Consider the following 24,073-nt stretch of genomic DNA (forward strand, 5'->3'; position numbering starts at 1 on the left):
ATGCTCCTCTCTTACGCTTCTTGCTCTGCTGTTTCGTCTTCAATACCTAATTCTTTTTTAATCCAGTCGTAACCTTCAGCTTCTAGACGTTGTGCAAGCTCAGGGCCACCAGATTTAACGATACGACCGTTCATCATAACGTGAACGAAGTCTGGAGTGATGTAGTTTAATAAACGTTGGTAATGCGTAATCATTAGGCAACCGAACTCTTCGCCGCGCATTTGGTTAATACCTTTAGATACAACTTTTAATGCATCGATATCAAGACCTGAGTCGATTTCATCTAAGATTGCGATTTTTGGCTCAATCATCATTAATTGAAGAATTTCGTTACGTTTTTTCTCTCCACCAGAGAAACCTTCGTTTAAGTAACGTTGTGCCATTTCTGGATCCATTTCTAGGAATTCCATGTTTTTATCTAATGTACGGATAAATTTCATAAGAGAAATTTCATCGCCTTCTTCACGACGTGCGTTAATTGCAGAACGTAAGAAGTCAGCATTTGTTACTCCGCTAATTTCACTTGGATATTGCATTGCTAGGAATAGACCGGCTTGTGCGCGCTCATCTACTTCCATTTCTAATACATCTTCACCGTCGATGATGATGCTACCTTCTGTTACTTCATACTTTGGGTGACCCATAATCGCAGAAGATAAAGTTGATTTACCTGTTCCGTTAGGTCCCATAATTGCGTGGATTTCTCCACCCTTTACTTCAAGGTTTACACCTTTTAAAATTTCTTTGCCATCAATTGATACGTGTAAGTCTTTAACCGTTAATGTAGAACCAGCCATCTCAATACCTCCATTAATCCTATATATACATTTTAAAAATTACTAAAACGTTCATATTCTCATTTTATTCTCATTCTAATCTTATATCAAATAAAATGATATCGCAAACGATGAAAAAATGTAACAATTTTTTCACAAATGTATATAAGTATTTCCCTTGCATCCTTATATGATACACCTTTCTTCTTATTTATATAAAGAAAAAAGAACTGGGAAATTCCCAATCCTTTCCTTGTACTTATTCACTTACCGGAAGTACAGCACCTTTATATTCTTTATTAATAAAGTCTTGAATTTCTTTTGAATGCAGCACTTCTACTAGCTCTTTAATTTCTTTTTTCTTCTCGTCACCTTTGCGAACTGCAATAATATTTGCATATGGAGAGTCTGATCCTTCAATCGCAATTGCATCCTTTGTTGGATTTAATTTCGCGTCAATTGCGTAGTTTGAATTAATAAATAAAGCATCACCTTCATTATTTTCATACAACTTCGGTGACAGTCCAGGTTCAACATCTGTTTTAAACTTTAAGTTTTTCGGATTTTCCACGACATCTTTTACTGTTGCTTTAACAACATCCACTCCATCTTTAAGCTTAATAACGCCGCCTTTTTGTAACAGTGCTAACATACGTCCACGCTCCGCTACGTTATTACTCATAATAACTGTTCCGCCATCTGGTAAGTCTTTTAAACTTTTATATTTCTTAGAATAAATGCCCATTGGCTCTAAATGGATTTTTCCTGCGTTTACAATTTTATATCCCTTTTCTTGAATTTCTTTATCTAAGTAAGGAATGTGCTGGAAGTAGTTCGCATCAATCTCCTTATCTGCTAACGCTTTATTCGGCAGCACATAATCTTGGAATTTTTTAATTTCTAATTTAATACCCTTTTTCTCTAATATCGGCTGTGCTTTTTCTAAAATAACAGCGTGCGGCACGTTAGAAGCTCCAACAACAAGCTTATTCTCCTCTTTCCCTCCGCAAGCAGCTAATGTAAATACAGACAGCGCTGTAACAACTGACAATAGAATCTTTTTCATATGATGTCCCCTTCTCCCCAATAGTTATGTAGTTATGAAAAAGAGCTGGCATCAGACCAGCCCTTTTCAGCAATTATTCTTTTACAGGAACAACTGCCCCTTTATATTCTTTGTTAATAAAGTCTTCAATTTCTTTAGAATGTAATACTTCTACAAGAGCCTTGATCTCTTTCTTATCTTTATCACCTTTACGAACAGCTACTACGTTTGCGTACGGTGAATCGTTACCTTCAATTGCAATTGCATCTTTTTCTGGATTTAATTTCGCATCAATTGCATAGTTCGAGTTAATTAAAACAGCGTCGCCTTCTTTATTGTTATACACTTGTGGTAATAAACCAGGCTCAATATCCGTTTTGAATTTTAAGTTTTTCGGATTATCCGCGATATCTTTTGGAGTTGCTTTAACCGGATCTAGTCCGTCTTTAATTTTTAAAATGCCTTCTTTTTGTAAAATTGCTAGGCCACGCCCGTGGTCAGCAACAGAATTACTCATAATAATTGTTGCTCCGTCCGGAAGTTCTTTTAAACTCTTATATTTTTGAGAGTATACACCAATCGGTTCTAAATGAATTTTCCCTGCCACTTCAAAGTCATACTTTTTATCTTTAATCTCTTTTTCTAAATACGGAATGTGCTGGAAGTAGTTTGCGTCTAAATCCTTATCCGCTAACGATTTATTTGGTAATACGTAGTCTTGGAATTTTTTAATTTCTAACTCAATTCCTTTTTTCTCAAGTAACGGTTTAGCCTTTTCTAAAATAACAGCATGCGGTACGTTAGAAGCCCCAACAACAAGTTTCTTTTCATCTTTATCTTTCCCGCCACAAGCAGCTAACCCAAAAATTGAAGTTGAAATAAGTGCTGTAAGTAATAATTTTTTCATTTGAAACATCCTCCCATTTTTTATTATCGTTTATCTATTCGAGTCGTTAAACTATCACCAATCCACTGAATGAAAAATACAACTAGTAATACACAAATTGTCGCAACGATTGTTACATCGTTATTTCCTCGCTGGAATCCTTCTAAATAAGCAAGTGTTCCAAGGCCACCAGCACCAACAACTCCCGCCATTGCTGTATAGCCTACTAAAGCAATTGTCGTAACCGTAATACCAGATACTAATGCTGGTAACGATTCTGGAATTAACACTTTCAAAATAATTGTGCTTGTTTTTGCTCCCATTGCTTTTGAAGCTTCAATTACACCTTTATCAATTTCACGAAGCGCAATTTCAACCATTCTTGCATAAAACGGTGCCGCTCCAATAATTAAAGCTGGAAGTGCTGCACTCGCTCCAAGAATTGTTCCAAGCAGAATCTTTGTGAATGGGATTAATAAAATGATTAAAATGATGAACGGTATCGAGCGGAAAATGTTTACGAATGCTCCAATCCCCGTGTTAATCGCTTTGTTTTCCCATAAATTATCTTTCGCTGTCATAAAGAGTAACAATCCTAAAATTAGTCCTAAAACAAATGTGGCAAGAGCTGCGATTGCCGTCATATATAACGTTTCACCAGTTGCTTCTAACATTTGATTCCAATCGACATTTGTGAGTAACTTATCCATGTGCAATCACCTCCAGCTCTACTTGATCTTGATGTATTCCCTCTATTGCTTGCTGAATCGCTGTTTCCTCACCATTTAAATGAACAACTAAACTACCGTAAGAGCCGTTATTTGTTTGGGCGATGTTTCCTTGCAAAATGCTAACTTCTATATCACTGCGTTGCATTAATCTTTGAAGTACTGGTCTTTCTACAGCTTCACCGATAAACTGCAAACGAACTACTTTACCATCTGGATACTTTTCAATTAAACTTTCAATCGTTTCATTTGTATCTTCAGAATCCGTTAACTGCTGTACAAATCGTTTCGTAATGTCTTTCTGTGGATTGCGGAATACATCAAGTACTGGACCCGTTTCTACAATCTTTCCTTTCTCCATTACGGCCACTCGATTACAAATCTTTCGAATCACGTGCATCTCGTGTGTAATGAGTACAATTGTTAAACCGAGACGCTTATTAATATCTAATAATAAATCTAAAATTTGATCCGTCGTTTCTGGATCCAAAGCTGATGTCGCTTCATCACATAAAAGCACTTGTGGGTTGTTAGCTAATGCTCTTGCAATACCAACGCGTTGCTTTTGTCCTCCGCTCAGCTGAGATGGATACGCGTCTCCTCTTCCTTCTAATCCCACAAGATGAATTAACTCATCTACACGTTTTCTTCTCTTCGCCTTATCAACACCTGCAATTTCAAGTGGGAATTCGATATTTTCACGTACAGTTCGTGACCAAAGTAAGTTGAAATGCTGAAAAATCATTCCGATTTCTTGCCTTGCCTTACGAAGTTCACTTCCTGTAATAGCTGAAATGACACGATTTGCGATTGTAATTTGGCCTGAAGTTGGTTTCTCTAGCTGATTGAATAATCTGATTAACGAACTTTTCCCAGCGCCACTATATCCGATAACACCAAATATTTCGCCTTTGTCTATTTTTAAATTGGCATTATCTACAGCAGTGACATCACCGCTTTTTGCTTTATATATTTTCTTTACATTTTCTAATAAAATCATGATGTTCACCCCTTTTTGTTTGAACATACTCCGCAATTTTTTATTTTTGATGCGTGTAGTCCACCATTATCATTACTTTTATTATTTGAATGTCCTCCACATTCAAACAACAAAAAAACCTTTCCGCTTTAGAGAAGCAGAAAGGTTTTTATGCGTATATAACAACATTATCCCTCTCTCTCATCTCTCAAAGCATTTGCTTTGCAGGAATTGGCACCATTTCAACATAAGTTGACGGTTGCCGGGCTTCACAGGGCACAGTCCCTCCACCTCTCTTGATAAGAGAAATCAGATTACATTTTCGTCTGATTTGTAATTTATGAAATTGTCTATATTTTATGAATTGAATTGTATCAATATCCACACACCATGTCAACAGAAATTTTCGTAAAAAAAGAAACTTCAGACTTTTAAGCACCCACTGACATCGGCTTGCATATATGAAACATCGATTCAACTAATAGCATCGTTCGATACGTTCCCGAATATTGTACACGTCCATCGTTCATTAACATTTGCAATCGTACATTGCCGTTCACCAATTGTTTTACATCTTCCTCATCTACACAAACGATTTGCTCCGTTCCTCTTTCCTCATGTAGCAGCTCTATATAATCTCTTGAAATTTGTAGCGAACAACTTTCATCTCCAAAGCGGAAATTAACAGTTTTTTCTCCTTGTCTTAAAAGCGGCTCTAAATGATATTGACCATTAGCGTAATTTACAAATGATTGCAGCAAAGAATATAATTTCATCCTAAATCACATCCTTCATATCACTTTCTATTACACATACCATTCCCTCTCACTAAAGAGCAATCCTGTTACTTTCGCTCGACAAATACTGTAATCATCCTGCATCTCGACATATTTCCCAAGAAATATGTCGAGGCGGCAAAAACTTTGCCGCCTACTTTAATTCCGTATATAAATATTCAACCGAATGAAATGCATATATCTTCTTCATGAGTGTCCCATTTTCAAAAACAAGTAAACACGGTACACTTTCGATTCCATACTCTTTCGCTAAATGCGGAGCATAATTTAAATCTAACATTCCAATTTGGAGGTCTTCAATTGTCATCTCAACGACTGTTAACATCTTTTTTGCTAATTGGCATGTTCCACACATTGGAGTATATACATATAACACTGTTTTTTCTTCGTTCTCTATTAGGGCTGTAGCTTCGGCTCCTGTCCAATCAATCACTTCTATCATTCCTTACCGTAAATATTCTGTATAAACGTCAATGTCAGCTCCCCATAATACATTTGCTAAGTGTGAAGATGGCGCAGTTGCCACTTCTCGGTACGAGCGATCAATATAAATATGCTCTGCTTGCGGAAATTCTTTTCGAAATTGTTTCCTTAACTTTTCTCCAGCATCATCAGCATCCACTAGTACATACACTTCCTTATCAAAAAACTGATCAATGAGCTCATCCATTTTCGACAAACCAATTGTACCATTTGTACAGACAATTTCCACTGGTTCACGAATAATAGATTCAATCTTTCTTCTGTCTGATTTACCTTCTACAATAATGACTTTTTCTACATAAATCATATGTCATCACCCGATCACCATATACTATACAACCTTTAACTTAGTATATAGTATATTCGTTATTTTCATGTTGTTTCCTGTTTATTTTTGCAAAAGAAAAGCGCAAGCGGCTTGTTCAGATTGCGAGGGGGATGGAGCTTCTGACGTAGAGGCGCTTTTTGCCTTGCAGGAAGAAGCGAAGCCACCGAACAATCTAGCCGCTGAAGCTGGACAATAAAGAAAAGCGGAACCGACTGCTTAGCCCTGTTGGCTAAGGTTCTTTCGCACAGAAGACGCTTTTTATCTTCTCGTGCGGAAGGTTCTTAGACATGAAGGGCTAGGAGGTGGAGCTAGACAAAGAAAAGCGCAAGCGGCTCGTTCAGATTGTGAGGAGGATGGAGCTTCTGACGTAAAGGCGCTTTTTGCCTTGCAGGAAGAAGCGAAACCACCGAACAATCTAGCCGCTGGAGCTGGACAATAAACACTTAAACGAAAAATTTTTTCAAAAAACGTTCTCCTACACGATAATTAGTATATGATTCTATGTTCATTATTTTACACAAAATAAAAAAGGACAGCACAAAGGCTGTCCTTCAGTCGACTATAATTAGTCTTGGTTTGTCATTTCTGCATATTTTTCTGCAGTTAATAACTTCTCAACTTGGCTTGCATCAGAAAGTTCAACTTTAACCATCCATGCACCTTCGTATGGAGATTCGTTAACTAGTTCTGGTTGGTCACTTAATTCTTCGTTTACTGCTACAACTTTACCACTTACAGGTGCGTATAACTCAGAAACTGTTTTAACAGATTCTACGCTTCCGAATGGCTCGTCAGCTTCGATTGTTGCACCTACTTCAGGAAGTTCAACGAATACGATATCGCCTAGCTCACCTTGTGCAAAGTGAGTAATACCGATAACAACTTCATTACCTTCAGTTTTTACCCATTCGTGTTCTTCAGAGTAACGTAAATTATTTGGAATGCTCATGACTGTACCTCCAGTGAATGTATTAATTATGTAAAAATACCTTATTGGTACTTTTTCCACACACTTTCAAACTGCTCTTCGTTAAAACCAAGTGTTACACTCGTTCCATTTGTTACAATTGGACGTTTAATTAACATGCCATCAGATGCTAAAAGCTCGTACATTTCGTCTTCGCTTGCATCCTTTAACTTATCTTTTAAACCAAGTTCGCGGTAACGCATTCCACTTGTATTAAAGAATTTTTTTAATGGCAATTCACTTTTCTCATGTAAATTACGTAAATCTTCTTTTGACGGTGGATTTTCAACAATATGAATCATCTCATATGCTACATCGTTTGCCTCAAACCATTTTTTTGCTTTTTGACATGTGCCACACTTTGGATATGAATAAAATGTTACTGTCATAAATTCACCTACTTTTTTACTAACCTTTACCTTTATCATATAGAAAACGTTTTATTATTTCAAACGATTATTCGCTAAACTTTTACTTATTTCGTGATAATTTTTAATAATCCTGCTAATTTTTCTTATTTTTCCGCCATTTGTTAAGAAAAAATAAATATTTAATTTTTTTTAGCTTCTTCTCTCATCACTCGCGAGCATTATCTTAAACAAACGTTTGATTAACTCCCTATTTTTCTTTATTAGTCCTGGAACTGCATCGATTTCTTCCTACCGAACATACACCTTAAGCAAACGTTTGATTAATTCCACTTTTTTCTTTGTTCATCCTTGAGCCGCATTGTTTTCTTCCTACCGAACATACATCTTAAACAAACGTTTGTTTAATTCTACTTTTTTCTTTGTTAACCCTTGAACTGCATCGATTTCTTCCTGCCGAACATACATCTTAAACAAACGTTTGATTAACAATAAAAAAGGACCCTTTTACAGGCTCCTTCATCATCGACTTAAATAATCTGCAATTGTTTGAAATACTACAATATACATATTATGAATGCTTTCTTCAGTATTTCCACCATTTGATAAACCAACTGCCCATTGTTGCCCTTCACCACTTCCGATATTTGCAAAGCCTTGTGTATACATAGCATTTACATCTTTTCGTGCACTGTTATACTCTATCCCTTTTGTAATAAACGTTGAATATGATTTATCTTGCAAACCGATAAAAAACACTGGTTTCTTTAGCGATGAAAATACACTTTTATACTGCTCTGTTGAGGCTTCTTGAAAGTGATCTTTCATTATTAGAAAACCATCCACTTCCTTAGATTTCTTTTCCAGTTCCTCTAACTTTATTTCCTCAAACTTTATATTCCTAAACGTATCTTTCGGTTTTTCTCCAACAACTCCGATTACGAGTGCTCTTCCGTTATATTCTAATTTCTCTCCTTCTTTATCCTTTGCACACCCAGTACTCACTAGGCATATCAATATAAAAAATAAGAAATACGATAAACGCTTCATATAGCACCCTCCCCTTCTTTTAAGTCAAGTGACAAAAACGTAAGGCTAATTCAAGAAAATGTAAGTAAAATCGATAGCTCAAATGACGTTTCTATATTATAATCAATTGAATTTACTTACATTACTAAAACATAGGAGCTTATCATGAAGAAATTTAAACTTTCATCTTTTCTTCCGTTAAGTTATATACTTCTACTCGTACTCGTAAGTCCCCTTTACGATGTATTAAATAAATCTACTGTACACGCAGTAGATGTCACAACTGTAGTAGATGATTGGATTCCATTTGTGAAAGCATTTATTATTCCTTATTTACTTTGGTTTCCATACTTATACGGCGCACTTATTTATTACTGCTTTGCAGATCGAAAACAATATTATGTCACTTTAAGTAGTATAATTCTTGGAAAACTTGCTTGTTTTTCTATTTATTATTTTTGGCAGACAACTGTACCACGTCCAACAGTCGTTGGATCAGACGTATTTTCCGAACTAGTCCGCTATATTTATAGTATCGATCAACCGGTAAACTGTTTCCCTAGCATTCACGTTCTTACTACCTTTGTCATTATGCTAGCTGCCTTTAAACGTAGAGAACAACATGCTTTTGAATATTACATTCTTACCTTCTTCGGTACGCTTATTATTTTATCAACGTTATTTACGAAGCAACACGCATTTGTAGACGCCATTTCTGGAATGACGCTTGCAAGCATACTTTATTTCGGCGTTCAGCTTCTATTAGTAAAAGAAACCGTACGTGTTCCAGTAAAACAAAATCATAAAATGTAAAAAGCAGACTGTGGCTTCCAGTCTGCTTTTCTCTATATAAAAGGAGATTTTCAATTTAAGATTGCGGTACAGTCATATCACCAGAATGAATACGACCTGCTTTTTTAAGCGCAATGTAAAGTATATAAGAAACAGCTACTGGAATGATGATATAAGTGATTACCATCGCTGGGACAACTTCCCATCCTTGGCTCGAAATTAAATTAATTGGTGCGATAAGAGAACTTAATCCAAGACCTGCAATTTCTTTTCCTGCTTCCAGTTGGAAAATTAATGCGGACACTGGACCAACTATAGCACTGGCGACGACAGTTGGGACGAGAATCATCGGATTTTTAGTGATATTTGGCAACTGCACTTTCGGAGTACAAAGCGCCTGAGCTAATATGCCACCTAAATTATTTTCTTTCGCTGAAATAACAGAGAATCCGATAAACTGAGCAACGCAGCCGGCAAGAGCAGCACCACCTGCAACACCGTCTAAGCTAAGTGCGATCGCTAACGCAGCTGATGAAGCTGGAGAGATAAGTAATAGTCCCCAAACTACTGCTATCACGATAGAAGCGATAAACGGGCTACCAGCTGAACTATCTTTAATGAATGCTCCAACTGTATTTAAAACCGGACTAATATTTTGTGCTAACCAAATACCTACTAAACCGGAACCTAATATTGCCGCAAATGGGACGAGCATCATATCTAATGCAGTTTTTCCACTTAAACGTTTACCAATATATACAGCTAAAGTTGCTGTTAATAATGCACCGATTGGCTCACCTGTTTTAATGATTAGACCTGCTTCAGTAATTGAAATGGATCCGGCACCAATCGCTCCAGCTACCATAGCCGAGAAGATTACAAGACCGTTTGCACCAAGCATAAAAGCAATTCCGGCACCAATGGCTGGTGCCATAAGTGATTTTGCAACAACTCCGATTGTAATAAGCAATGGAATATCAACAATTCTTCCTATATTTTCGATTAGTAAACCAATTCCAAGGGATACGAAAATACCTTGCGCGATTCCAGCTGACGCTTTAAATACACGAGACATTATATATTCCTTCATTTGTTTCACCTTCTCCTATAAGTTAGTAACCAATTGTTTTCATATAATCACGTAAAATATCGTTTGATTTTGCGAATCGAGATTCTTCAACCTCTGTTAAGTTTAGTTCTACAACTTCTTTCATACCATCTCTAGTAATAATAGCTGGCACTCCTGTACAAATATCATACTCACCGTACTCACCATCTAAAATAGCTGATACAGCAATGACACGGTGATCATCGTTAAAGATTGAACTCGCAATATATGCTAGAGAGTTTCCGATTCCGTAATAAGTAGTTCCTTTACGTTTATAAATTTCCCATCCAGCTTTTGCAGTCTTCTCAACGATTTCATCTAAATCTATTTCACCAAATTGGTCTTTTTTCTCTTCTAAAATTTGCAAAATTGGTTTTCCACCAACAGTTACGTGTGACCAAGCAACCATTTGAGAATCACCATGTTCTCCTAATGAATACCCATGAATACTACGAGGATCTACATGTAACATTTCAGATAAAATTGTTCTTAAGCGAGAAGAATCTAGCGATGTACCAGTACCGATCACACGATTTCTAGGTAATCCAGATAATTTCCACACTTCATATGTAATAATATCAACTGGGTTCGATGCAAGTAAGAAAATACCATCAAATCCACTTTCCATTACGCCGCCAACAACGCTCTCCATAATCTTTGCGCTTGCTCCTAAAGTATCTAAACGACTTTGCCCTGGTTTTGGTGCTGGTCCTGCTGTAATAATAACAATGTCCATATCTTTGCAGTCTTCATAGCTTCCTGCATATACTTTTGTTCTTGTATTTGTAAAGTTAATGCAGTGTGATAAATCCATTGCTTCCCCAACTGCACGTTCATGATTTATATCAATTAATAATAGCTCTTCGCAAATGCCTTGATTGACAATGGAATATGCACAACTTGATCCAACTAATCCAGTACCGATAATTGCAATTTTTCTTGTATTTCGTTTCATGGCAATCTCTCCTAATTGATCATATAATCTATTTCTTTTGTTCTTTACACTCCTAATTATAGAGATTCCCACGATAGAAACCATGGATACTTTGTGAAATATTGAGCAAACTTTTGTCCTTTTTGTGAATTGTTATATTCCATTTTCGTCATATTTGTTACAACTGGAAAAATATTTATTATATATTTATTGACATGCCCAAAACAAAAAAAACGAGCGACTTCATTCGCTCGTTTCTTGATTCCATTATTCCGCACTTAATTGGCTTTTTAATTGTTGTACAATCATTGGATTAGCAGGTGCTGCCGGTTTGTAATAACTCTTTTGCTTTGCGTATTCATACATATTACGTTGACGCATCTCATCTTGATTACGAATTTGAATTAACGTTTGATGTAATTGTTCATTATCAGACTGAGAAATATAATTTGCATAACTTGTTAAACTTGCATTTAACCCTGCTAAATAATCATTTACCATATCTTTTTCATTCATGTTCCGCTTCCTCCTATCCTAGGAAAGTCATTAATTGCTGTTTCGTATTTCGTGCATCTTGCGCATCCTTTTGTAGCATTTGTTTCAACTCTGGATCTGTACACGTCTGTGCATACTGCTCCAACTTGTTAATAATTGTTGCATGTCCACCAATTAAATGACGTAAGTTTTCTACTTCAAGCTCTGTTAAGTTTTGCATAGAATACTCCTACCTTTCTTCTTTCATTCTTCTTTAGTATTCGGTTCTTTTTAAATCGTATTCATTAAAAAGCTTTCTTACATTTCAAATCAATCACATCTATTTATAAATGACGTTTACAAATACAGAAATGAAAATGATATTAGTTGAAGCAGCTATGGCAGGTCCATATGCATTATACGCTTGCTTTGTTGGATTATCATTTATTACTGGTTCACCTGTAGGTGGAGCTATTATGGTTGTTTTAGGTGCGCTAGGACTTCCTAAATTCGCTTCTATTTGCCAAACTATTATAAGAGCATATGCTGCTGATAAAGGTGTTAATGTTGAAATAGGATTAGATGGAGTAATTCCATATATTACTGCAAGTGTTGCAAGACACTAATATTTGAATTGGAGATGATAATACGTGGGTTTCGAGAAAAAAGTAAAAACATATTAAATGTAATAAGCAACTTAGGGATTTTTGGCTTTATGTTTTTGTTTGGCGGTATGTATACATATGTTTATTTTTATGGAACAGCCTTACTCGAAACATTTATTATGCTATTTATCGAAAATGCACTTTTAGTCATACAGTATTATTTTATGAGGAAGTTAGATTTTAAAGAGAGACTTCTTGAAATTTTAATTGTAATTGCTACCAATATCATTTCATTTTTTATTATTCAACAAAATGTAGCATTAATAGCTATTGTTATAGCTGTTGCTACTGCATCATGTATATTAATAAACCGTAAAAAAATAGAAAAACTATATACACACTAATTAATCTAATTAAAAATTAAATAGATTAACAAGCACCCTATCAGGGTGCTTGTTTGGTTCCTTCCACTTGATAGGGGAAACAAGGATAGAAAAGACACCCTAAGGTGCCTTCCTCCGACTTGAAAATTATAATTTCATATTCCAATAAAAGGATAAAATTCTGATAATTCCTAATGGTACACTTTGTGAAGTTTACATTTATTAACAGGTTAATTATACCAAAAAAAATGTATAGACAACCAGTCTTGTATTAAAATTCCATTCATTTTAATATTTGGGTGTAGGGTAAAAAAATAGAAAAAACGTTATGTCGTAGGAGGAATTTATTATGAAGAAAAAGTTTATTAAGGGTACTGCATTTGCAGTAGCAGCAACTATCTTATCAGGTACAATTGCAACTTCTGCTAGTGCTGCAGTTGAAGGAAAGAAATACGATGAATTATTACAACAGCAACAAGAAGCTGAACAAAGCGTACAACAAGCATCTATGATTCTTAACCCGTTTGAAGGATTAGGGTTAGATTTAGTTAATTTAGATGATTATGATATTCATGGTATCGATTTAAAGCAATATGATTTGCCAGATCGTTATACAGCACCATCTGACATTCAACAAATCGTTGAATATTTCGAATTAAATAAAGAAGAAACAATTCAATTATTAGAGGCTATTGAAGATCGCGAACAATTAGAGTCACCTGGATATGGTAAATTTACATGGGCTGTAGCAGCAATAAAAAAAGCTTGGCACAAACTTCCTGATAAAGTTAAAGGAGTATTAGGTGGCGCTTCAACAACTAAGTTCTTTCATACTTTAGAGCATTATACAGGAGTACTTGAAGACGGTATTTATGAAGGGTTCTTGAGAGTGACAGGAAATAAAACTTTATCAAGAATGTTAGCTAAAACCGTAATGCTATTGGTATTCTAATGAACGAAAAGTTTATTATCGTGTTAGGTATTTTTATTTGCGCAATTTTCTATTTTGGTGTGGACTATTTACTAAGTTTAAATAGTCCAGTAGCATTTAGTATTGCGGGATTAATAATTATTATTTGGTTGATTTTAATGTTTACAACACGAAAAAAATAGATTAGTAATAAAGTCAAATATTAATATTTGACTTTATTAGAATATAAGGATGTTATTTATGAAATATGTGTCTATTATTTCATAAATTGTATTTTTTATAATGATATTCATTATTGTGATTGATCACTTCGAGTTGTATAAACGGTTTATCACAACCAGTTATTAAGACAATAGGCCCGTTTGGAATAGGAATACTTATTCTTGCAGGTATTTTAGTGATTTTAGAATGGATACAAAATAGAAGATGATTGCGCTTTAAAGAGTAATAATGTACAAGGTAAAAAACCTTCCCTTTAGACATCTAAAGGGAAGATTTTTTAAAATTTATATTCTATTCATATTTATTGAATCTTCTCTTGAGCTTTTCACATTCGTAACGCAAGTCTGAGCATTTAGGTGCTAAATATTCTAGGCCCTTAATGACATATTCTAGATCGTATTTTTTACCACTTATTACGTCAGTATTAAAATCAAATATTATTTCTTTATATTTTGGTGCTATATAATTATATTCCTCATTCAATTCGGCTAATTTCTTCAGGTGTTCTGTAGGTGTTTTTAGGGACATAGGTGATTTTATTTGTTCATAAATAGAATCAATAGCATCTTTAGATAAATCAAGTGCAATCCCAACTTGTCTAAATGACATATCGTATTTTTGATTTGTCATTATGGTCGCTGCTAAATCGTTAAGCTCTTGTTGTTTAGTTTCTAATGTATCTAGTTTCTCTTGTGCGAAAGTTGCTATATTATTGGATTCATCAATTAATGAGTTCAATTGTTCTATTTTTTTATCCGATTCAGTTAAGTTAGTTTCAGTTTCTTGTCTCGCAATTTCAATTTGTGCTAACTGTTGGGTAGCTGTTTGCAATGTATTTTCGGCTTCTTCAATTTTGTCTTTGGCTTTTTCTTCTAAAGATTTTATATAAGAGTAAGCAACAGTTGCCAAAGCTATGATAATTGCGACTGCTATAGATCCCCAGGTAATTATTGTAGAAACCTCTCCTTGCAAGAAAGTTATTTGACTGTCTTTAGCAGAGATAATCTTATCTTGAACGTCTTTTACAGTTTCTAAGGAATCAACTTTCGTTTGTAACTTGCTCAATTGTTCGTTAACCTTTGTTAATTGTTCGTTAATTTTTTCGTTAGATATTGTAAACAAAGTCAGTTTCATTGTTTAATCCCCTTTGTGTATGAATTCATGACGGATTGTATGATTAAGTGCGACACTAAAAAAACAGATTTGAGCCTTGTTTCACAAGAAAAATTAAACCAATTACTACTTCTTATTAACCAAAGACCTAGAAAATGTTTAAGCTGGAAAACTGCCCACGAAGCGTTTCAGGAAGAACTGTCGCACTTAGATTGACAAACTATCAAATACAAAAAATATTATAATTACATAAAAATACAAATAATTAAAAAAGAGCTCTTTTCCAATTAATATTTTCTTTTCAAAACTACAATAGTTAAAGCATACGAACAAAGTACTCCAGCTAATAAAAATGCATTTGCTAACTTATACTGTTCGCCTGTCAATGAATATAAATTCCCGATTAAAAAGATAACTAAATATAGAAATAAAAATACAAACAATGAAATTTTAGCTGCATTCCCTGTAATATTCTCGCCTCTTTCATCTTCCCCCTCTATCTTATATTGAAAAACTTCATGAAACTCCTTACCTAAAATATGCGCAATTTCAAAAGCTAAAATTAAAGATGGATTGTAACGATTCGCTTCAATTGAGGCAATCGTTTGTCTACTTACCCCAGCTTTGTTCGCTAAATCCGTTTGTGACCAGCGTTTTTCTGCTCTAAGTACAACGAGATTATTTTGTAAATTCCCACTCTGTTTCATAACCTCTCCTTGTTTTACATTATTTTCTATATTTTTATTATAATTTGTTTTTAACATCATTAAAGTAAAACTTTAATCCTCCCACCTACCGTTCTTTTGGAATCCTATGCACTAAAAAACCTTAGAATCGCTTCTAAGGTTTCATATTGTCTCTCTTCTTATTCACTCTCTCATTACATGTAATCCTTTAATAAACGTTTCCAATAATACATGTAAACTTATATCTAAATCTAACGGCAGGCCAAATCCACCCTGCTGTTCAATTGACGCAAATCCATGACAAATACTTCTGAATCCACGTGTCGCATGAAGGGCATTCTCTCCTTCTAAGCCGTATTGTTGTAAAACATGAAGACAAAGATTTACAATTCCGTCACCTGCTTTTCTTACTTCTTCATCTCGTAAAAAAGTTGCTTCATACAATCCAGGATGTTTTCGGACAAACGCTACGTACGCTTCTCCTAATGCATAAATTGCTTCATCCACGCTTTTACCCGAGGCCGCCTCTTCCAGTCTGTTATGCAGCTGTTTTATTCCGTAAATACCAAGATTTTTCCGGACATCTTGTAACCCTTTCACATGATTATATAGAGAGGGCGAACGTACCCCTAATCTTTGCGCTAATGAAGCTAACGTTACTTCTTGTATTCCATCTGCATCTGCAATTTCTGCCGCTGTTTCTACAATTTTAGGTAATGTAAGTCCGATTCTCGGTGACATAAATTACCCCTCTTTTCTACTTTCTATATTCCGCTTAGCTTCCTTAATAACAAGCTCTATGATAGCACCTGGATCATTTATCATTTTTCCATGCCCTGCCGCAAGCAAGGACGGCTCATATTCGCTTAACTTCTCTGCACTTTGTAATGATATTTCTTTGCTCCACGTTGCCATCGCAGGAAATGGAAACCAAAATTTCATTTGTCCCGAAACAGCCATACCTCCTCTTGTTTGGAATGCATCCCCAACAATAAGAGCTTTATTTCTTACATCAAGGAATGACATGGATCCTGGCGTATGTCCCGGTGTCATAATCGCAAGCAGCGATCCAACTCGGTCGCCATCTTCCAATAAAACATCAGGTACCGTTTTTACTTTTTTAGGTACACCACCTTTTATCGGTATACTTGGTTCATCCTTTTGTAACGTCGTATCTCCTTCTAACAGCTTTGCGTCCCGCTTAGAAATATAGACTGGAACATTAGGAAGTACTTCCTTTAATGCGTCTAATGCACCGATGTGATCATCATGCGCATGTGTTAATACAATCATCTTAGTAATGGGTTTCCCTATGTTCTCAGCCGCCTGTAAAATACCTTTTGCGCTATATGGCAAAGCCGCATCAATTAAAGTTAAACCATCTTCTTCCTCCACAAAGTAACAATTCACTGGAAACACTCTTGGCAAAAATGACAATTGATATACCGTTTTTTCATGTATCATTCTCATATTTCCATCTCCCTTTTCACGAAAACTAATACCATTAGTTTTATTATACTAATGGTATTAGTTTTGTGCCACTAAAAATTTCATTTTTACAAAAAAAAAGAAAAGTAGCCGTTTATACGACTACTTTTCTTTACAGCTATTAAACTGTGTAACGCTCATCTTCTAAAATTTTCGCAGCGATTTCACGTTTTTTCGGAATTACGTTAAGTGGTGTGTGGCGAGTTAATTTACGTAATGATGATAACATCATGCGTAGCATGTCGCCGTTTTCAACTGCGATAAGTGTTTCTTTCGCATCTGCTTCGATTTCGTTGAATGCTTCTTGGCAGAATACTTCAGTGTATAACACTTTTTGTTTATTCTTTTCAAGACCAGTTGTTTTAATCGCTTTTTCTGTACGAAGAACAGCTGACTCCATTGCGTATAGGTTGCTTACGATGTCAGCAATATTCACAAGAATTTCTTGCTCTTTATCTAATGCTTTACCGTATTTTTGAGCAGCTAATCCAGCTACCATTAAGCCGATTTTCTTCGCGTTAGTTACTAAATATTTTTGAAGTGCTAATGGCTCATCGCCTACTTCTTCTGGCATCATCATCATTAACTCTTCTTGTAATTTTTGTGCTTTTTGAAGAAGTGGTAATTCACCTTTCATCGCTTTACGTAAGAACGTACCTGGTACGATTAGGCGGTTAATTTCGTTCGTTCCTTCGAAAATACGGTTAATACGAGAATCGCGGTACATTCTTTCAATCTCGTACTCTGCCATAAATCCGTAACCACCGTGAATTTGAACACCTTCATCTACTGTATAATCTAATACTTCAGAACCGAATACTTTATTTAAAGAGCACTCGATTGCATATTCAGCGATAGAAGCTGCTACTGCTTTACCGTCCTTTACTTCTTCTTCAGATAATGTGCTCATGCGGCTTTCAAATAAACCTACTGTACGGTATACAGAGCTTTCAGCTGCATATGTTTTTGCTGCCATATTCGCAAGTTTCTCTTGAATTAATGGGAAGCGAGCGATTGGTTGTTTGAACTGTTGACGTTGGTTTGCATATTGTGCTGAAATTTCTACTGCACGTTTCGCAGATCCAACTGTACCAACACCTAATTTATAACGACCGATATTTAAAATGTTGAACGCGATAATATGACCTTTACCGATTTCACCAAGTAAGTTTTCTTTCGGTACTAACGCATCTTCCAAAATTAACGTACGAGTTGAAGAACATTTAATACCCATTTTCTTTTCTTCTGGGCTTGTAGATACGCCAGCATATTCTTTCTCTACGATAAATGCTGAGAAGTGCTCTCCATCAATTTTTGCGTATACGATAAATACGTCAGCGAATGCAGAGTTTGTAATCCATTGTTTTTCACCATTTAATACGTAATGTGTACCTTCTGCATTTAAACGTGCAGTTGTTTTTGCACCTAATGCATCAGATCCTGAACCTGGCTCTGTTAATGCGTATGCAGCTAATTTTTCACCAGTTGCAAGTAATGGTAAATATTTTTTCTTTTGCTCTTCATTACCGAATAATACGATTGGTAATGACCCGATACCTACGTGAGCACCGTGAGTAATTGCAAAGCCACCAGCGCGAGAGAATTTCTCTGCGATTAACGCTGAACTTACTTTATCAAGACCAATTCCGCCATACTCTTCTGGTACGTCAGCGCCTAATAAACCAAGTTCCCCAGCTTCTTTTAAAAGACGAACAGAACGATCAAACTCATGTTGCTCTAAATATTCAAGCTCTGGAAGAACTTCATTTACGATAAAGTCCTCTGTCGTTTTTGCAATCATTTTATGCTCAGATGAAAAATCTTCTGGCGTAAACACTTGATCAATCGTAATCTCATCTACTAAAAAGCTACCACCTTTAACCGCATTTCCTACTGTTTTTTCCATGAAAATTTCCTCCTTCATATTTTCATAAGCCGCTTCTCTCATTTTGAAAGAAGCTGGCTCTCCCGTTTATTTTTTATAAACCTTTGTTGCTTCCATTCTTTGTATTAGCGTCGTCTCGTTCTGAACGAGCCACCTGCACTTTTTAAAGTAATTCAAACACTCCCGCTGCTCCCATTCCGCCACCGATACACATTGTTACGATACCGAATTGTTGGTTGCGGCGTTTCATTTCATGAATAAGGGATAGTGTTAGTTTTGCTCCTGTACAGCCAAGTGGATGTCCAAGTGCAATTGCACCACCGTTTACGTTTACTTTTTCTTCATCTAAACCAAGTTCACGAATAACTTGGATCGATTGAGAAGCAAATGCTTCATTTAGTTCGAATAGGCCGATATCAGATAGCTCTAAACCAGCTAATTTTAACGCCTTTGGAATTGCAGCGATTGGGCCGATTCCCATTACTTCTGGTGGTACGCCAGCTACTGCAAATGAACGGAATTTCGCAAGTGGTTTCATGCCATCACTCACTGCTTTTTCACGATCCATTAATAATACAGATGCTGCACCGTCACTCATTTGTGAAGAGTTACCAGCTGTTACAGAACCGCGAACGTTAAATGCTGGACGTAATTTACCTAAAATGTCTAGCGACGTTTCTGCTCTTACACCTTCATCTTGTGCAAAAATGATTGTTTCTTCTTGCAGTTTATTGTTTGATCCAACAGTACGTAACGTTACATCTACAGATACTGTTTCATCAGCAAAGTTCCCTGCAGCTAATGCTTTCGCAGCACGTTGATGACTTCTTACTGCAAATGCATCTTGTTCTTCACGAGAAATTCCATATTTCACAGCAACTTGCTCTGCTGTATGTCCCATACCCATATAATATTCTGGAGCTGCTTCTACAAGGCGACTATTTGGACGAACAACGTGTCCCATCATCGGAACTAAACTCATTGATTCCGCTCCGCCTGATAATACAGCTTCCGAGTGACCAAGCATAATGCGCTCTGCTCCGTAAGCGATACTTTGTAACCCTGAAGAACAGTAACGGTTAATTGTAATAGCTGGAACATCATAAGAAAGTCCTGCTAGTCCGCCGATATTACGAGCCATATTTAACCCTTGCTCTGCTTCTGGCATCGCACAACCGAAAATTAAATCGTCGATTGGTCCTTCATAATTCGCACGCTTTAACGTTTCCTTTACTACTAACGCCCCTAGATCATCAGGACGAACTGTTTTTAATGAACCCCTCTTTGCTTTTCCAATTGGTGTTCTTGCTCCCGCAACAATGACAGCTTCTCTCATGAACGATATCTCCCCTCGTTATTAGTTACGTAATGGCTTTCCTTTTACAAGCATGTGCTGCATTCTTGCTTGTGATTTCATTTCACTTACTAAGCTAATAAATGCTTCACGTTCTACATCTAATAAGTACTGCTCATCAACTTCTGTTCCGTACGGCACTTTTCCGCCCGCAATGACATATGCAAGTTTCTTCGCAATGTGAAGATCATGCTCAGAAATGTAACCTGATAAATGCATTGCTTCTGCACCAAGTACAAGAGTTGCATATCCTGTTTCACCAACAACTGGTATCTTTTTACGGATTGGTGCTTTATAGCCAGCTTCATATAAAGCAAGTGCTTTTTGTTTCGCATCATATAGTAAGTGATCACCATTCACACTAATACCGTCTTTATCGCCTAAGAAGTTGTTCGAGACAGCTTCTTGTGCTGATGTAGAAACTTTCGCCATCGCTACAGATTCGAATACTTTATTCGCAACTTTTTGCAGGTCAAACTCTACACCTTTTGGCATTTTATTTAAGTGTTTAATGTATAGCTCTTTATTACCGCCTCCGCCAGGGATTAAGCCAACACCAACTTCTACTAAGCCCATATACGTTTCGCTAGAAGCTTGAATGCTCGCTGCTGGTAAGCAAACTTCTGTACCTCCGCCAAGCGTCATACCATATGGTGCTGCTACAACTGGCTTAGAAGAGTACTTAATTTTCGTCATTGCATCTTGGAAGTTTTTCACAACCCACTCAATTTCAAAATAGTTGTCGTCTTGCGCTTCCATTAAGATCATTGCTAGGTTCGCACCAACGCAGAAGTTCTTCGATTGATTACCGATAACAAGACCTTTGTAATTCTTTTCTACTTCATCAACAGCGTAGTTAATCATTTGCGTAATATCCATACCGATTGCATTACTCTTCGAATGGAATTCTAAGCAAAGGATGCCGTCACCTAAATCAATTAAGCTCGCTCCGCTATTTTTCTTTAATACGCCATTTTTCGCTTTTAGTTGTTTAAGAGAAATGGCTTTTTTATTGCGTTCGATTAGCTTATATTCGCCATTATCGTAATAGTAGCTATCTCCGTTATCATGTTTGTAGAAAGTAGTGAAACCTTTCTCTACCATTTCTTTCACCCAAGTCGGAACAACTGCGCCGTTTTCTTCCATCTTTTGAACAGACTTTTCAACGCCGATGGCATCCCAAACTTCAAATGGTCCTTGCTCCCAGCCGAAGCCCCACTTCATCGCTTGGTCAATTGCAACGATATCGTCAGCAATTTCTTTATGAAGTTTTGCAGAGTATAAAAGAGTCGGTGTAATGATGTTCCATAACAACTCTCCTGCACGGTCTTTCGCGTATACAAGCGCTTTCAATTTATTCGCTAATCCTTTTTCTTGTTTACTTAACTCTACGGATGCAGCTTTTAATTTTTTACGCGCTTCGTATTCCATCGTTTCAGGATTTAATTCTAAAATTTCTTTTCCTTGTTTTAAGAAGAAGCCTTGACCTGTTTTACTTCCAAGCCATTTTTTCTCAAGCATGTCATGCATGAAAGCTGGTACTTTAAATACATCACGCTCTTCTTCTTGCACATTTTCATATACGTTATTTGCAACGTGTACGAATGTATCTAAACCGACAACATCTAATGTGCGGAACGTTGCGCTCTTCGGACGACCAATAAGTGGGCCTGTTACAGAATCAACTTCCCCAATGCTATAGCCGCGTTTTATCATCTCTTGAAGAGTAACAAGTAAACCGTACGTACCGATGCGGTTTCCAATAAAGTTTGGTGTATCTTTTGCGATAACAACGCCTTTTCCAAGAACGTCTTCGCCAAATAGTTTCATGAAGCTTAATACTTGTGGATCTGTTTCTTTCGTCGGTATTACCTCTAGAAGTTTTAAATATCGTGGTGGGTTAAAAAAGTGTGTGCCTAAGAAGTGTTTCTGGAAGTCGTCTGAACGACCTTCTGCCATTTTTTCTACTGAAATGCCTGACGTATTCGAACTTACAATAGAACCCGGTTTACGAACAGCATCTACTTTTTCAAATAGTTTCTTTTTAATATCTAAGTTTTCAACTACTACTTCAATAATCCAATCAACATCAGCTAGACGCTCAAGATCATCTTCTAAGTTACCTGCTTCAATCAGTGCTAGATTTCCTTTCACTGTCAGAGGAGCTGGTTTTTGCTTTAATAGTTTTTGCACAGCCGTATTACTAAAACGATTTCTCACACTTTTATGTTCTAATGTAAGTCCCTTCGCTTCCTCTTCTTTTGTTAGCGCAGGTGGTACAATATCAAGCAATAATGTCGGAATACCAATATTAGCTAAGTGTGCCGCAATCCCTGAACCCATTACGCCTGACCCTAGAACAGCAGCCTTTTTAATTTGGAACATCCAATTCTCCCCCTATTCTTGAATGAATGCTCATTCAATTTTTCGACATAAGTCGCAATCAATGAGTGAGCCTCTACTAATAAATATATGATACAGTTTGAATTTTCGCAATATATTTATTGATAAAATTTTCTGAAATAAATATTTTTCTTTTATTTGCCCATGCTATATGTATGTATTTTCTTTACTCAAATACACTTTTCCTTTTTATAATCTGACGAAACCGGAGGAATATATATGGCAAAACTTAAGAAAAACCCTTCAAAAGCTGGAATTAGCGCAGCGAGTGTAACTGGAAATGCAGGTCCGCATAATCACGGCGTGGAAAAGGGCCGTCAAGGTAATAACCAACAATACAAGAAGCATAATATGGGCGAAAAATAACGGTATATTTTTGGGCAGAAAACGTGGCATAATGGGTAATGGCTGCTTTTTCTGCCCAATTTATTTGTACATATGGAAAACAAAAGAGGGAACGATGATGAAACGAACAATAGTTATGATTGTAATGATTGCTACACTATTTACAGGGATGATTTTCTTCTCTTACGCACAAAGACAGCAAACTGTAAGAGCCGATCAACCTAGCATCACTGGACAGTACGGCATTACAATCGATGCGGACACAGGTGAAATTTTGTATGGAAAACGAGAAGATGAACGCTCTTATCCGGCTAGTATAGCCAAAATGATGACAACCCTTCTTTTACTAGAGAATGTAAAAGAAGATGAAGAAATTACAATTACAGAGAACGCAATTAAAACAGAAAGTCAAAGTAAGAAAATTAAACTTCGTGCTGGGGAAAAATTAAAGCGTGATGAGGCATTAAAACTGATGCTTATTATTAGTGCAGACCCAATAGCCGAATCCATCGCGGAACATATCGCAGGATCAAAAAATGAATTTGTAAAAATGATGAATGCTAGAGCGAAGGAACTTGGTACAAAGCATGCGACTTTCAAAAACGCAAGTGGCGCTGATGCACTCGGAAATAAAGTGTCACCATATGACATTGCTATGATTACGAAAGAAGCATTAAAGTACCCAGTTGTTTTAGAATATATGAATTCAACGCGTACAACTCTACATACTTCAGAACGCTCTCCAAACATCGCAAACTATGGACGAGAAGAACTATATGACGATCCATATGCAATTGGAAGTAAAAGCGGTCTATCAGCACTCGGAAAATATACGGTCGTAACAGTGGATGAAAAAAACGGTAAACGCGTCATTAATGTTGTATTATCTTCTACTCGCACGCAGCTATATCCTGATACGAAAAAAATGGCACATTACGCATTTCAACAATTAAAATAACCAAGG

29 protein-coding genes, 2 pseudogenes and 1 riboswitch are annotated in these 24,073 nt (G+C 36.3%); of the genes and pseudogenes, 8 read left to right on the top strand and 23 right to left on the bottom strand.

The features are described 5' to 3' along the window. Positions 1-11: 11 nt before the first annotated feature. The 8 genes from sufC to KVT31_RS13110 all read right to left on the bottom strand — a co-directional run bounded on the left by sufC (position 12) and on the right by KVT31_RS13110 (position 6,001). The gene (sufC, locus tag KVT31_RS13075) at positions 12-797 is read right to left on the bottom strand and encodes a Fe-S cluster assembly ATPase SufC (RefSeq protein ID WP_000929162.1); all 786 of its coding nucleotides are present in this window, start codon (positions 795-797) and stop codon (positions 12-14) included. Positions 798-1,035: 238 nt separating this feature from the next. Beyond that, entirely contained in the window at positions 1,036-1,842 is an 807-nt protein-coding gene (metQ, locus tag KVT31_RS13080) for a methionine ABC transporter substrate-binding lipoprotein MetQ (protein ID WP_000722401.1), read from the bottom strand. Positions 1,843-1,915: 73 nt separating this feature from the next. Next, positions 1,916-2,728: a methionine ABC transporter substrate-binding lipoprotein MetQ gene (gene metQ, locus KVT31_RS13085; RefSeq protein WP_088098277.1), complete on the bottom strand. Its 813-nt coding sequence runs from the start codon at positions 2,726-2,728 to the stop codon at positions 1,916-1,918. A gap of 23 nt (positions 2,729-2,751) precedes the next feature. Then, positions 2,752-3,417 (bottom strand): methionine ABC transporter permease, encoded by a 666-nt coding sequence (locus KVT31_RS13090; RefSeq protein WP_140392592.1) that lies wholly within the window; start codon positions 3,415-3,417, stop codon positions 2,752-2,754. After that, positions 3,410-4,435 (bottom strand): methionine ABC transporter ATP-binding protein, encoded by a 1,026-nt coding sequence (locus tag KVT31_RS13095; RefSeq protein WP_000601756.1) that lies wholly within the window; start codon positions 4,433-4,435, stop codon positions 3,410-3,412. The genes KVT31_RS13090 and KVT31_RS13095 overlap by 8 nt, the downstream gene beginning before the upstream one ends. A 177-nt stretch (positions 4,436-4,612) precedes the next feature. Beyond that, a riboswitch (SAM riboswitch) is annotated at positions 4,613-4,720 on the bottom strand. Positions 4,721-4,845: 125 nt separating this feature from the next. Further along, positions 4,846-5,190 carry a hypothetical protein gene (locus KVT31_RS13100; protein WP_000781217.1) on the bottom strand — a complete coding sequence of 115 codons (345 nt, stop codon included), beginning with the start codon at positions 5,188-5,190 and terminating at the stop codon, positions 4,846-4,848. A 154-nt stretch (positions 5,191-5,344) separates the two neighbouring features. Then, on the bottom strand, positions 5,345-5,653 hold the full coding sequence (locus tag KVT31_RS13105; RefSeq protein WP_076541789.1) for a thioredoxin family protein: 309 nt from the start codon (positions 5,651-5,653) through the stop codon (positions 5,345-5,347). A 3-nt stretch (positions 5,654-5,656) separates the two neighbouring features. After that, the gene (locus tag KVT31_RS13110) at positions 5,657-6,001 is read right to left on the bottom strand and encodes a toprim domain-containing protein (protein WP_000640866.1); all 345 of its coding nucleotides are present in this window, start codon (positions 5,999-6,001) and stop codon (positions 5,657-5,659) included. Between the two features lie 289 nt (positions 6,002-6,290). Here KVT31_RS13110 and KVT31_RS13115 point away from each other — a divergent pair, with 289 nt between their 5' ends. Beyond that, positions 6,291-6,461: a hypothetical protein gene (locus tag KVT31_RS13115; protein ID WP_170930160.1), complete on the top strand. Its 171-nt coding sequence runs from the start codon at positions 6,291-6,293 to the stop codon at positions 6,459-6,461. 126 nt (positions 6,462-6,587) lie between these two features. Here the strand turns inward: KVT31_RS13115 and gcvH are convergent, their stop codons facing one another. The 3 genes from gcvH to KVT31_RS13130 all read right to left on the bottom strand — a co-directional run bounded on the left by gcvH (position 6,588) and on the right by KVT31_RS13130 (position 8,407). Beyond that, positions 6,588-6,971, bottom strand: a complete 384-nt coding sequence (gcvH, locus tag KVT31_RS13120) for a glycine cleavage system protein GcvH (protein ID WP_000026896.1) — start codon at positions 6,969-6,971, stop codon at positions 6,588-6,590. A 41-nt stretch (positions 6,972-7,012) separates the two neighbouring features. Then, positions 7,013-7,378 carry an arsenate reductase family protein gene (locus KVT31_RS13125; RefSeq protein WP_000218970.1) on the bottom strand — a complete coding sequence of 122 codons (366 nt, stop codon included), beginning with the start codon at positions 7,376-7,378 and terminating at the stop codon, positions 7,013-7,015. A 501-nt stretch (positions 7,379-7,879) separates the two neighbouring features. Then, positions 7,880-8,407, bottom strand: a complete 528-nt coding sequence (locus tag KVT31_RS13130; RefSeq protein ID WP_088098279.1) for a hypothetical protein — start codon at positions 8,405-8,407, stop codon at positions 7,880-7,882. Between the two features lie 144 nt (positions 8,408-8,551). Here KVT31_RS13130 and KVT31_RS13135 point away from each other — a divergent pair, with 144 nt between their 5' ends. Then, positions 8,552-9,199 (top strand): phosphatase PAP2 family protein, encoded by a 648-nt coding sequence (locus tag KVT31_RS13135; protein ID WP_088098280.1) that lies wholly within the window; start codon positions 8,552-8,554, stop codon positions 9,197-9,199. A 55-nt stretch (positions 9,200-9,254) separates the two neighbouring features. Here KVT31_RS13135 and KVT31_RS13140 read toward each other — a convergent pair whose 3' ends face one another. The 4 genes from KVT31_RS13140 to KVT31_RS13155 all read right to left on the bottom strand — a co-directional run bounded on the left by KVT31_RS13140 (position 9,255) and on the right by KVT31_RS13155 (position 11,935). Further along, positions 9,255-10,268 (bottom strand): PTS sugar transporter subunit IIC, encoded by a 1,014-nt coding sequence (locus KVT31_RS13140; RefSeq protein ID WP_002089394.1) that lies wholly within the window; start codon positions 10,266-10,268, stop codon positions 9,255-9,257. Positions 10,269-10,290: 22 nt separating this feature from the next. Continuing rightward, positions 10,291-11,241 (bottom strand): L-lactate dehydrogenase, encoded by a 951-nt coding sequence (locus KVT31_RS13145; protein WP_088098281.1) that lies wholly within the window; start codon positions 11,239-11,241, stop codon positions 10,291-10,293. Positions 11,242-11,487: 246 nt separating this feature from the next. After that, a complete protein-coding gene (locus KVT31_RS13150; protein ID WP_001002992.1) occupies positions 11,488-11,736 on the bottom strand; it encodes a spore coat protein in 249 nt (82 codons plus the stop codon). A gap of 13 nt (positions 11,737-11,749) precedes the next feature. Then, a complete protein-coding gene (locus KVT31_RS13155; RefSeq protein ID WP_001180553.1) occupies positions 11,750-11,935 on the bottom strand; it encodes a hypothetical protein in 186 nt (61 codons plus the stop codon). 136 nt (positions 11,936-12,071) lie between these two features. Here KVT31_RS13155 and KVT31_RS13160 point away from each other — a divergent pair, with 136 nt between their 5' ends. The 3 genes from KVT31_RS13160 (at position 12,072) to KVT31_RS13170 (ending at position 13,634) form a co-directional block, all read left to right on the top strand. Continuing rightward, positions 12,072-12,320, top strand: a complete 249-nt coding sequence (locus tag KVT31_RS13160) for a hypothetical protein (protein ID WP_212667748.1) — start codon at positions 12,072-12,074, stop codon at positions 12,318-12,320. A gap of 89 nt (positions 12,321-12,409) precedes the next feature. After that, the gene (locus tag KVT31_RS13165) at positions 12,410-12,703 is read left to right on the top strand and encodes a hypothetical protein (protein ID WP_088098282.1); all 294 of its coding nucleotides are present in this window, start codon (positions 12,410-12,412) and stop codon (positions 12,701-12,703) included. 328 nt (positions 12,704-13,031) lie between these two features. Further along, positions 13,032-13,634, top strand: coding sequence for a hypothetical protein (locus KVT31_RS13170; RefSeq protein ID WP_088098283.1), 603 nt, complete (start codon positions 13,032-13,034; stop codon positions 13,632-13,634). A 492-nt stretch (positions 13,635-14,126) separates the two neighbouring features. On the opposite strand, the gene KVT31_RS30260 is transcribed toward KVT31_RS13170, so the two are convergent. Further along, positions 14,127-14,969 carry a coiled-coil domain-containing protein gene (locus tag KVT31_RS30260; protein ID WP_249276729.1) on the bottom strand — a complete coding sequence of 281 codons (843 nt, stop codon included), beginning with the start codon at positions 14,967-14,969 and terminating at the stop codon, positions 14,127-14,129. A gap of 57 nt (positions 14,970-15,026) precedes the next feature. Between KVT31_RS30260 and KVT31_RS30265 the strand changes: the two are divergent. Continuing rightward, positions 15,027-15,164, top strand: a pseudogene (locus tag KVT31_RS30265) (IS30 family transposase); the annotation flags it as partial. Positions 15,165-15,235: 71 nt separating this feature from the next. Here the strand turns inward: KVT31_RS30265 and KVT31_RS30710 are convergent. The 7 genes and pseudogenes from KVT31_RS30710 to KVT31_RS13205 form a co-directional block, all read right to left on the bottom strand. Beyond that, positions 15,236-15,448: a DUF2178 domain-containing protein gene (locus KVT31_RS30710; protein WP_249276731.1), complete on the bottom strand. Its 213-nt coding sequence runs from the start codon at positions 15,446-15,448 to the stop codon at positions 15,236-15,238. Further along, positions 15,431-15,655: pseudogene (locus KVT31_RS30270) on the bottom strand (helix-turn-helix transcriptional regulator); the annotation flags it as partial. The gene KVT31_RS30710 and the pseudogene KVT31_RS30270, both read right to left, overlap by 18 nt. 162 nt (positions 15,656-15,817) lie before the next feature. After that, positions 15,818-16,375: a TetR/AcrR family transcriptional regulator gene (locus KVT31_RS13185; protein ID WP_088098284.1), complete on the bottom strand. Its 558-nt coding sequence runs from the start codon at positions 16,373-16,375 to the stop codon at positions 15,818-15,820. A 3-nt stretch (positions 16,376-16,378) separates the two neighbouring features. Continuing rightward, positions 16,379-17,104 (bottom strand): MBL fold metallo-hydrolase, encoded by a 726-nt coding sequence (locus tag KVT31_RS13190; RefSeq protein WP_088098285.1) that lies wholly within the window; start codon positions 17,102-17,104, stop codon positions 16,379-16,381. A 139-nt stretch (positions 17,105-17,243) separates the two neighbouring features. Further along, a complete protein-coding gene (locus KVT31_RS13195) occupies positions 17,244-19,028 on the bottom strand; it encodes an acyl-CoA dehydrogenase family protein (protein ID WP_000416287.1) in 1,785 nt (594 codons plus the stop codon). A 142-nt stretch (positions 19,029-19,170) separates the two neighbouring features. Beyond that, positions 19,171-20,343 (bottom strand): acetyl-CoA C-acetyltransferase, encoded by a 1,173-nt coding sequence (locus tag KVT31_RS13200; RefSeq protein WP_001206340.1) that lies wholly within the window; start codon positions 20,341-20,343, stop codon positions 19,171-19,173. A 21-nt stretch (positions 20,344-20,364) separates the two neighbouring features. Beyond that, complete coding sequence (locus KVT31_RS13205) at positions 20,365-22,746, bottom strand: 3-hydroxyacyl-CoA dehydrogenase/enoyl-CoA hydratase family protein (RefSeq protein ID WP_088098286.1); 2,382 nt, start codon at positions 22,744-22,746, stop codon at positions 20,365-20,367. Between the two features lie 237 nt (positions 22,747-22,983). Between KVT31_RS13205 and KVT31_RS13210 the strand changes: the two genes are divergently transcribed. Continuing rightward, the gene (locus KVT31_RS13210; RefSeq protein WP_001096344.1) at positions 22,984-23,130 is read left to right on the top strand and encodes a YuzL family protein; all 147 of its coding nucleotides are present in this window, start codon (positions 22,984-22,986) and stop codon (positions 23,128-23,130) included. A 97-nt stretch (positions 23,131-23,227) separates the two neighbouring features. Beyond that, on the top strand, positions 23,228-24,067 hold the full coding sequence (locus KVT31_RS13215) for a D-alanyl-D-alanine carboxypeptidase family protein (protein WP_088098287.1): 840 nt from the start codon (positions 23,228-23,230) through the stop codon (positions 24,065-24,067). Positions 24,068-24,073: the final 6 nt, after the last annotated feature.

This window comes from Bacillus sp. GbtcB14, assembly GCF_019091205.1.
Taxonomy (GTDB): Bacteria; Bacillota; Bacilli; order Bacillales; family Bacillaceae_G; genus Bacillus_A; species Bacillus_A cereus_AG.

Excerpts from the sequence above, each read along its gene's own strand:
- sufC (WP_000929162.1), bottom strand. The coding sequence starts at position 797 with ATGGCTGGTTCTACATTAACGGTTAAAGACTTACACGTATCAATTGAT.
- metQ (WP_000722401.1), bottom strand. The coding sequence starts at position 1,842 with ATGAAAAAGATTCTATTGTCAGTTGTTACAGCGCTGTCTGTATTTACA.
- metQ (WP_088098277.1), bottom strand. The coding sequence starts at position 2,728 with ATGAAAAAATTATTACTTACAGCACTTATTTCAACTTCAATTTTTGGG.
- KVT31_RS13090 (WP_140392592.1), bottom strand. The coding sequence starts at position 3,417 with ATGGATAAGTTACTCACAAATGTCGATTGGAATCAAATGTTAGAAGCA.
- KVT31_RS13095 (WP_000601756.1), bottom strand. The coding sequence starts at position 4,435 with ATGATTTTATTAGAAAATGTAAAGAAAATATATAAAGCAAAAAGCGGT.
- KVT31_RS13100 (WP_000781217.1), bottom strand. The coding sequence starts at position 5,190 with ATGAAATTATATTCTTTGCTGCAATCATTTGTAAATTACGCTAATGGT.
- KVT31_RS13105 (WP_076541789.1), bottom strand. The coding sequence starts at position 5,653 with ATGATAGAAGTGATTGATTGGACAGGAGCCGAAGCTACAGCCCTAATA.
- KVT31_RS13110 (WP_000640866.1), bottom strand. The coding sequence starts at position 6,001 with ATGATTTATGTAGAAAAAGTCATTATTGTAGAAGGTAAATCAGACAGA.
- gcvH (WP_000026896.1), bottom strand. The coding sequence starts at position 6,971 with ATGAGCATTCCAAATAATTTACGTTACTCTGAAGAACACGAATGGGTA.
- KVT31_RS13125 (WP_000218970.1), bottom strand. The coding sequence starts at position 7,378 with ATGACAGTAACATTTTATTCATATCCAAAGTGTGGCACATGTCAAAAA.
- KVT31_RS13130 (WP_088098279.1), bottom strand. The coding sequence starts at position 8,407 with ATGAAGCGTTTATCGTATTTCTTATTTTTTATATTGATATGCCTAGTG.
- KVT31_RS13135 (WP_088098280.1), top strand. The coding sequence starts at position 8,552 with ATGAAGAAATTTAAACTTTCATCTTTTCTTCCGTTAAGTTATATACTT.
- KVT31_RS13140 (WP_002089394.1), bottom strand. The coding sequence starts at position 10,268 with ATGAAGGAATATATAATGTCTCGTGTATTTAAAGCGTCAGCTGGAATC.
- KVT31_RS13145 (WP_088098281.1), bottom strand. The coding sequence starts at position 11,241 with ATGAAACGAAATACAAGAAAAATTGCAATTATCGGTACTGGATTAGTT.
- KVT31_RS13150 (WP_001002992.1), bottom strand. The coding sequence starts at position 11,736 with ATGAATGAAAAAGATATGGTAAATGATTATTTAGCAGGGTTAAATGCA.
- KVT31_RS13155 (WP_001180553.1), bottom strand. The coding sequence starts at position 11,935 with ATGCAAAACTTAACAGAGCTTGAAGTAGAAAACTTACGTCATTTAATT.
- KVT31_RS13160 (WP_212667748.1), top strand. The coding sequence starts at position 12,072 with ATGATATTAGTTGAAGCAGCTATGGCAGGTCCATATGCATTATACGCT.
- KVT31_RS13165 (WP_088098282.1), top strand. The coding sequence starts at position 12,410 with ATGTTTTTGTTTGGCGGTATGTATACATATGTTTATTTTTATGGAACA.
- KVT31_RS13170 (WP_088098283.1), top strand. The coding sequence starts at position 13,032 with ATGAAGAAAAAGTTTATTAAGGGTACTGCATTTGCAGTAGCAGCAACT.
- KVT31_RS30260 (WP_249276729.1), bottom strand. The coding sequence starts at position 14,969 with ATGAAACTGACTTTGTTTACAATATCTAACGAAAAAATTAACGAACAA.
- KVT31_RS13185 (WP_088098284.1), bottom strand. The coding sequence starts at position 16,375 with ATGTCACCGAGAATCGGACTTACATTACCTAAAATTGTAGAAACAGCG.
- KVT31_RS13190 (WP_088098285.1), bottom strand. The coding sequence starts at position 17,104 with ATGAGAATGATACATGAAAAAACGGTATATCAATTGTCATTTTTGCCA.
- KVT31_RS13195 (WP_000416287.1), bottom strand. The coding sequence starts at position 19,028 with ATGGAAAAAACAGTAGGAAATGCGGTTAAAGGTGGTAGCTTTTTAGTA.
- KVT31_RS13200 (WP_001206340.1), bottom strand. The coding sequence starts at position 20,343 with ATGAGAGAAGCTGTCATTGTTGCGGGAGCAAGAACACCAATTGGAAAA.
- KVT31_RS13205 (WP_088098286.1), bottom strand. The coding sequence starts at position 22,746 with ATGTTCCAAATTAAAAAGGCTGCTGTTCTAGGGTCAGGCGTAATGGGT.
- KVT31_RS13210 (WP_001096344.1), top strand. The coding sequence starts at position 22,984 with ATGGCAAAACTTAAGAAAAACCCTTCAAAAGCTGGAATTAGCGCAGCG.
- KVT31_RS13215 (WP_088098287.1), top strand. The coding sequence starts at position 23,228 with ATGAAACGAACAATAGTTATGATTGTAATGATTGCTACACTATTTACA.